This is a genomic window from Alteromonas sp. a30 (genome assembly GCF_026788005.1).
Lineage (GTDB): Bacteria > Pseudomonadota > Gammaproteobacteria > Enterobacterales > Alteromonadaceae > Paraneptunicella.
In genome coordinates, this window is sequence record NZ_JABEPE010000019.1 from 70,625 (window position 1) to 76,747 (window position 6,123).

9 protein-coding genes are annotated in these 6,123 nt (G+C 42.4%); 8 read left to right on the forward strand and 1 reads right to left on the reverse strand.

What is annotated here, in order from left to right:
• Nucleotide 1 precedes the first annotated feature (1 nt).
• From rplO to rplQ, 8 genes are all read left to right on the forward strand, one after another.
• Entirely contained in the window at nt 2–436 is a 435-nt protein-coding gene (rplO, locus tag HJG39_RS16090; protein ID WP_268410621.1) for a 50S ribosomal protein L15, read from the forward strand.
• Between the two features lie 6 nt (nt 437–442).
• A complete protein-coding gene (gene secY / locus HJG39_RS16095) occupies nt 443–1,759 on the forward strand; it encodes a preprotein translocase subunit SecY (RefSeq protein WP_268410624.1) in 1,317 nt (438 codons plus the stop codon).
• A 23-nt stretch (nt 1,760–1,782) separates the two neighbouring features.
• Complete coding sequence (rpmJ, locus tag HJG39_RS16100) at nt 1,783–1,896, forward strand: 50S ribosomal protein L36 (RefSeq protein ID WP_000868186.1); 114 nt, start codon at nt 1,783–1,785, stop codon at nt 1,894–1,896.
• Between the two features lie 194 nt (nt 1,897–2,090).
• Nucleotides 2,091–2,447: a 30S ribosomal protein S13 gene (rpsM, locus tag HJG39_RS16105; RefSeq protein WP_268410627.1), complete on the forward strand. Its 357-nt coding sequence runs from the start codon at nt 2,091–2,093 to the stop codon at nt 2,445–2,447.
• Between the two features lie 15 nt (nt 2,448–2,462).
• Nucleotides 2,463–2,852, forward strand: coding sequence for a 30S ribosomal protein S11 (gene rpsK, locus HJG39_RS16110; RefSeq protein ID WP_268410630.1), 390 nt, complete (start codon nt 2,463–2,465; stop codon nt 2,850–2,852).
• A gap of 24 nt (nt 2,853–2,876) precedes the next feature.
• Nucleotides 2,877–3,497 (forward strand): 30S ribosomal protein S4, encoded by a 621-nt coding sequence (gene rpsD / locus HJG39_RS16115; protein ID WP_268410632.1) that lies wholly within the window; start codon nt 2,877–2,879, stop codon nt 3,495–3,497.
• 26 nt (nt 3,498–3,523) lie between these two features.
• Nucleotides 3,524–4,513: a DNA-directed RNA polymerase subunit alpha gene (locus tag HJG39_RS16120; protein ID WP_268410634.1), complete on the forward strand. Its 990-nt coding sequence runs from the start codon at nt 3,524–3,526 to the stop codon at nt 4,511–4,513.
• 42 nt (nt 4,514–4,555) lie between these two features.
• Nucleotides 4,556–4,957, forward strand: coding sequence for a 50S ribosomal protein L17 (gene rplQ / locus HJG39_RS16125; RefSeq protein WP_268410637.1), 402 nt, complete (start codon nt 4,556–4,558; stop codon nt 4,955–4,957).
• A 97-nt stretch (nt 4,958–5,054) separates the two neighbouring features.
• Here the strand turns inward: rplQ and HJG39_RS16130 are convergent, their stop codons facing one another.
• Entirely contained in the window at nt 5,055–5,831 is a 777-nt protein-coding gene (locus tag HJG39_RS16130; protein WP_268410639.1) for a hypothetical protein, read from the reverse strand.
• Nucleotides 5,832–6,123 lie beyond the last annotated feature (292 nt).

Below are 6,123 nucleotides of genomic sequence, written 5' to 3' on the forward strand. Positions count from 1 at the left end.
CATGCGTTTAAATACTATTGCTCCTGCTGCAGGAGCTAAGAAACCTGCTAAGCGTGTAGGTAGAGGTATCGGTTCTGGCCTAGGTAAAACTGGTGGTCGTGGTCACAAGGGACAAAAGTCTCGTTCAGGTGGCACGGTTCGTCCAGGTTTCGAAGGTGGACAAATGCCAATTCAACGCCGTTTGCCTAAATTCGGTTTTACTTCTCGTAAGTCTTTGGTTGCTGACCAAGTAACGTTGAGTGAGATTGTGAAGGTAGAAGGTGATGTAGTTTCACTAGAAAGCTTAAAAGCAGCCGGTATCGTTAAGAAAGACCGTTTGTTCGTTAAGGTTATGAAAAGTGGTGAAGTTACACGCGCAGTAACGGTTAAAGGTTTGAAGGTAACTAAAGGCGCCCGTGAAGCAATCGAAGCGGCCGGCGGTAAAATAGAGGAATAACCTACCATGGCAAAACCAGGAGTTGATTCAGCGAAAGGCGGATTGAGTGAACTGAAGTCACGTTTATTGTTCGTTTTAGGGGCAATTATCGTTTTCAGATTCGGCTCGTATGTGCCTATTCCTGGTATTGATCCTGCAGTGCTTGCTGACCTTTTTGATCAACAAAAAGGGACCATTGTTGAAATGTTCAACATGTTCTCAGGGGGCGCGCTAGAGCGTGCCTCCGTGTTAGCACTTGGGATAATGCCTTACATTTCTGCTTCAATCATTATTCAGCTACTTACGGTGGTTCACCCACCAATGATGGAGTTGAAGAAGGAAGGAGAAGCTGGACGACGTAAGATCAGTCAATACACCAGATATTTTACTTTGGTGTTATCGGTCTTTCAGGCCATAGGTATTGCTACTGGCTTACCTAACCTGATTTCCGGTTTAGTTATCAATCCTGGGTTTGGATTCTATTTTACAGCTGTTGTTAGCTTAGTCACAGGAACGATGTTCCTAATGTGGTTGGGTGAACAAATTACAGAAAGAGGTATCGGAAACGGTATTTCTATCCTAATCTTCTCTGGGATTGTAGCAGGATTACCAACTGCGTTAGGTCAAACAGTTGAACAAGCAAGACAAGGTGACTTGAACTTGTTGTTTTTGTTGTTTATCGGCGTGGTTATCCTAGCTGTAACTTACTTTGTTGTTTTCGTGGAGCGTGGGCAAAGACGTATTGTCGTTAACTATGCAAAACGTCAGCAAGGTCGCAAAGTGTTTGCATCGCAAAGTACACATTTGCCTTTAAAGGTAAATATGGCAGGTGTTATTCCACCTATTTTTGCTTCAAGTATCATTTTGTTTCCTGGCACTATCGCAACTTGGTTTGGTCAGAATGAAGCCTTGTCTTGGTTACAAGACGTATCTGTAATGTTGTCACCAGGACAGCCGTTATACGTAATGCTTTATGCTATTGCGATTATCTTCTTCTGTTTCTTCTATACTGCGTTGGTGTTCAATCCGCGCGAAACGGCAGACAATTTGAAGAAGTCCGGTGCGTTTGTTCCTGGTATCCGTCCAGGCGAGCAAACCTCTCGTTATATCGATAAAGTAATGACACGTTTGACCTTAGCTGGTGCTCTGTATATTACCTTTATCTGTTTAGTGCCTGAATTTATGATGATTGCTTGGAACGTTCAGTTCTATTTTGGCGGTACATCATTGCTAATTATCGTTGTGGTAATTATGGATTTCATGGCACAGGTGCAGACTCATTTGATGTCACATCAATATGATTCTGTATTGAAAAAAGCCAACCTTAAAGGCTATGGCCGTTAAGCTGGCATAAACGGAGTGATGAAATGAAAGTTCGTGCATCCGTAAAGAAAATTTGTCGTAACTGCAAAGTTATTAAGCGCAACGGTGTTGTTCGAGTAATTTGTAGTGAGCCGAAGCACAAGCAAAGACAAGGCTAATCGACTTTAATATTCCTAATAGCGGCCTGCCTTTTTGAGGCTCTATTAGGACTTTACGCAATATTGAGTCAGTTCATTTTTGCATAGATAACAGTTTTTCTCGTTATCTCGCTTAATTTAATTTGCAATCATAATGCCGGATAAGTATCCTTACGGGCTTTTTATCTGGCGACAAACTTAGAGGAGTGCTGTTAATGGCCCGTATAGCTGGCATTAACATTCCGGAACACAAGCATACTGTAATTGCAATTCGTTCAATTTACGGTATCGGTGCAACTCGTGCGAAGTTGATTTGCGCTGAAGCTGGTGTTGCCGAAACAACGAAAATTAAAGACTTGTCTGAAGCTGATTTAGACAAACTTCGTGATCGCGTAGCTCAATTCACTGTTGAAGGTGACTTGCGCCGTGAAGTACAAATGAACATCAAACGTTTGATGGACCTTGGCTGCTTTCGTGGCATTCGCCATCGCCGTAGCTTGCCTCTACGTGGTCAGCGTACTAAAACTAATGCGCGTACCCGTAAGGGTCCTCGTAAGCCAATTAAGAAGTAAGCGGGGGATTGAGATATGGCAAAAGCACCAACTCGTACACGTAAACGTGTAAAACGCCAGGTTGCTGACGGGATGGCTCACATCCACGCATCCTTCAACAATACTATTGTGACGATTACAGACCGCCAAGGTAATGCTTTGGCTTGGGCTACGTCTGGTGGTTCTGGTTTCCGTGGTTCACGTAAATCAACTCCGTTCGCTGCTCAGGTTGCTGCAGAGCGTGCTGGTACCGCTGCACAGGAATATGGTTTGAAAAACTTAGAAGTGTTTGTAAAAGGACCTGGACCAGGTCGTGAATCAGCGATTCGCGCACTTAATGCAAATGGTTACCGCATTACAAACATTACCGACGTGACGCCTATTCCTCACAACGGTTGTCGTCCACCAAAGAAACGTCGCGTTTAATCGACGTATTGTTGGAGAATTATCATGGCAAGATATTTGGGTCCTAAACTCAAACTAAGTCGTCGCGAAGGCACTGACTTATTCTTGAAAAGTGGCGTACGTGCTATCGATTCGAAATGTAATATCGAATCAGCCCCAGGGCAGCACGGCGCAAGACGTGGTCGTTTATCAGACTACGGTGTTCAATTACGTGAAAAGCAAAAAGTACGTCGTATGTACGGTGTTTTAGAAAAGCAATTCCGTAATTACTATAAAGAAGCTGCTCGTCGCACTGGTAACACTGGTGAGAACTTGTTGCAATTATTGGAACAGCGTCTAGATAACGTTGTATATCGTATGGGGTTTGCAAGCACTCGTGCTGAAGCTCGTCAATTGGTTAGCCATAAAGCAATTATGGTTAATGGACAAGTTGCGAACATTCCATCTTACAAAGTTAAGGCCGAAGACGTTGTAGCTGTTCGTGAGAAATCCAAGAAGCAAGCACGTATTGCTGCGGCTCTTGAGTTGTCTGAACAACGTGAGAAACCGACTTGGATTGAAGTAGACGGAAAGGAAATGAAGGGCGTATTTAAACGTATTCCTGAAAGAAGCGATTTGTCTGCTGAGATCAATGAGCAACTTATTGTTGAACTTTACAGTAAGTAAAGTTGGCTAGTTTAAGAGAGGATACAATGTTGGGTTCTGTTACTGATTTCCTGAGACCAAGGTTAGTTGAGATAGAAAACGTCGCTGCAACCCGAGCAAAAGTTACGCTTGAACCTTTAGAAAGAGGCTTTGGGCATACGCTTGGTAATGCATTGCGTCGTATATTGCTGTCATCTATGCCTGGTTGCGCTGTAACTGAAGTAGAAATTGATGGTGTTTTGCACGAGTACAGCACCAAAGAGGGTGTGCAAGAAGACGTTATTGAAATTTTGCTGAACCTTAAAGGGTTGGCTGTACGCTTAGAAGGCAAAACTGAAGCCACATTGACGCTGGTTAAGTCTGGTGCAGGCCCTGTTTTAGCTGGTGATATTCAACATGATGGAGATGTTGAGATCGTAAATCCTGATCACCTTATCTGTACTTTAACTGGTGATGCTGAAGTAAGCATGCGGATTAAAGTGGAGATGGGACGTGGTTATGTTCCAGCTTCGGCACGTCGTTCCTCTGAAGAAGACGATCGTCCAATCGGTCGTCTATTGGTTGATGCTTCATTCAGCCCTGTAGAACGTATAGCTTATAATGTTGAATCAGCACGTGTTGAACAGCGTACAGATTTAGATAAGCTGATTATTGATATGGAAACAAATGGGACTATTGACCCTGAGGAAGCAATTCGCCGTTCAGCAACTATCTTAGCTGAACAATTAGATGCGTTTGTTGATCTTAGAGATATGTCTGAACCAGAAGAGAAAGAGGAAAAACCTGAGTTTGATCCTATTCTTCTTCGTCCAGTTGATGATCTTGAACTGACAGTGCGTTCTGCCAACTGTCTTAAAGCTGAAGCGATTCAGTATATTGGTGATTTGGTTCAACGTACCGAAGTGGAGTTATTGAAGACTCCAAACTTAGGTAAGAAGTCACTTACAGAAATTAAAGACGTGTTGGCTTCTCGTGGTTTATCTCTGGGTATGCGCTTAGAGAATTGGCCACCAGAAAGCATCGCTGAAAAAGAGTAATCTGATTACCTGTTAATCTGATTGTTATAGAAGGGTAGAATTATGCGCCATCGTAAGAGTGGTCGTCAGCTGAACCGAAACAGCAGCCATCGCCAAGCAATGTTCCGCAACATGGCAGGTTCTTTGGTAAAGCATGAGATAATCAAAACAACTCTGCCAAAGGCAAAAGAGTTGCGTCGTGTATTAGAGCCATTAATCACTTTGGCCAAGCAGGACAGCGTAGCAAACCGCCGTTTAGCGTTTGCTCGCACTCGTGATAAAGAAGTAGTTGGTAAATTGTTTAATGAATTGGGTCCTCGTTATGAGGCTCGTCCAGGCGGTTATACTCGCATTTTAAAATGTGGCTTCCGTACTGGTGACAAAGCACCAATGGCTTACGTAGAGTTAGTTGACAGAGCTATTCCAGAAATTGTTGAAGAAAACGACGACGTTTCTGCAGAGTAAAGTTATAAACGCTTTACGAAAAAGCCCGCTAATTTTTTAGCGGGCTTTTTGTTTATGGAACTGCTGAATTTAATGTAAAAACGGGTTTGAATAATTACTAATGCTTAGATTCTTCCAAAATTAATGCGATTCGCTCCCTATCAACTCCTGCCTCAATAGCATATAGCGTTAAATTATCTTCGGAGACACCGGAGTTCTTTGCGGTTAGTAATATTTTTTTAACATTATCTTCATCTGCTAGTGCCTCGTGGACCGCAGTTGGTACAAATGTATCAGCTTTCTCTGGGAACGCTGCTAATAGAGCTTCTACTATGTAATCGCCAACAAATGGCACTGCACTTACAGCAGTTTTGATGATTTCAATTGCTTCATCAGGACGTGAACTTACGAGGGTCTGAACAATGCTATCCGCTGAATCAGGTTCGTTTACTACCGCTACCCGAACAATATCGTTCATCTGTGAAGGATTTGTATTAACAGCTGTCTTAACGACAAAATCCACATAGCTCGGTTCCGCCGTTATTGCTGCTTCAACGATATTCGAACAGTTAGTAATTCCTTTTTCGATGGCAATCTGAACGAATTCTTGTGAAAGTGCTGGTTGGGCTGATACAGCTGAATGCACAATTTCCATATGCTTTTCAGGGTACAAATCAAGAGCTGTATCTACTACATTATGCGCATGTTCGGGGTAATGGCTAACTAAACTTTTGATAGCCTTACCGACAGACATGTTTTGTTTAACCTGCCTTTCTATAAATTCTTCTGAAAGCTGGTTATCGGATGTATCCAGTAAAGTATTGCTTGAAGCTCCTGCTTGGCTGCAAATCAAAAACGCGAGTCCCGCTGCGTAAGGTTTATATATTGTTATCATGTACTACCTTTGGGCCGACTATACGGAAAATTCTTTTTCAGGATTCAATCTAGTTTAATTTTTAGACCAAATCTACCTATTTATTAAAAGTTAGATAGACGATATAAGCATTAGTTCATTCATAGTTCGCAATTTATCGTGTTAAAACTAAACAAAGTGTACATAAAATTATCAAAAGCACGAAAAATCAAAGAAAATTGAAAAAAGGTGTTGATCTCAAAATTCATGTCTGTATTATTCGCGGCCTCGCTGAGACACACAGCAGACAAGGCAGGAAGTATCCTCCTTATCT

What these genes read in the sequence shown, in the direction of transcription:
- HJG39_RS16120 (WP_268410634.1), top strand. Translation starts at nt 3,524, where the DNA reads ATGTTGGGTTCTGTTACTGATTTCCTGAGACCAAGGTTAGTTGAGATA.
- rpsM (WP_268410627.1), top strand. Translation starts at nt 2,091, where the DNA reads ATGGCCCGTATAGCTGGCATTAACATTCCGGAACACAAGCATACTGTA.
- HJG39_RS16130 (WP_268410639.1), bottom strand. Translation starts at nt 5,831, where the DNA reads ATGATAACAATATATAAACCTTACGCAGCGGGACTCGCGTTTTTGATT.
- secY (WP_268410624.1), top strand. Translation starts at nt 443, where the DNA reads ATGGCAAAACCAGGAGTTGATTCAGCGAAAGGCGGATTGAGTGAACTG.
- rpmJ (WP_000868186.1), top strand. Translation starts at nt 1,783, where the DNA reads ATGAAAGTTCGTGCATCCGTAAAGAAAATTTGTCGTAACTGCAAAGTT.
- rplQ (WP_268410637.1), top strand. Translation starts at nt 4,556, where the DNA reads ATGCGCCATCGTAAGAGTGGTCGTCAGCTGAACCGAAACAGCAGCCAT.
- rpsD (WP_268410632.1), top strand. Translation starts at nt 2,877, where the DNA reads ATGGCAAGATATTTGGGTCCTAAACTCAAACTAAGTCGTCGCGAAGGC.
- rplO (WP_268410621.1), top strand. Translation starts at nt 2, where the DNA reads ATGCGTTTAAATACTATTGCTCCTGCTGCAGGAGCTAAGAAACCTGCT.
- rpsK (WP_268410630.1), top strand. Translation starts at nt 2,463, where the DNA reads ATGGCAAAAGCACCAACTCGTACACGTAAACGTGTAAAACGCCAGGTT.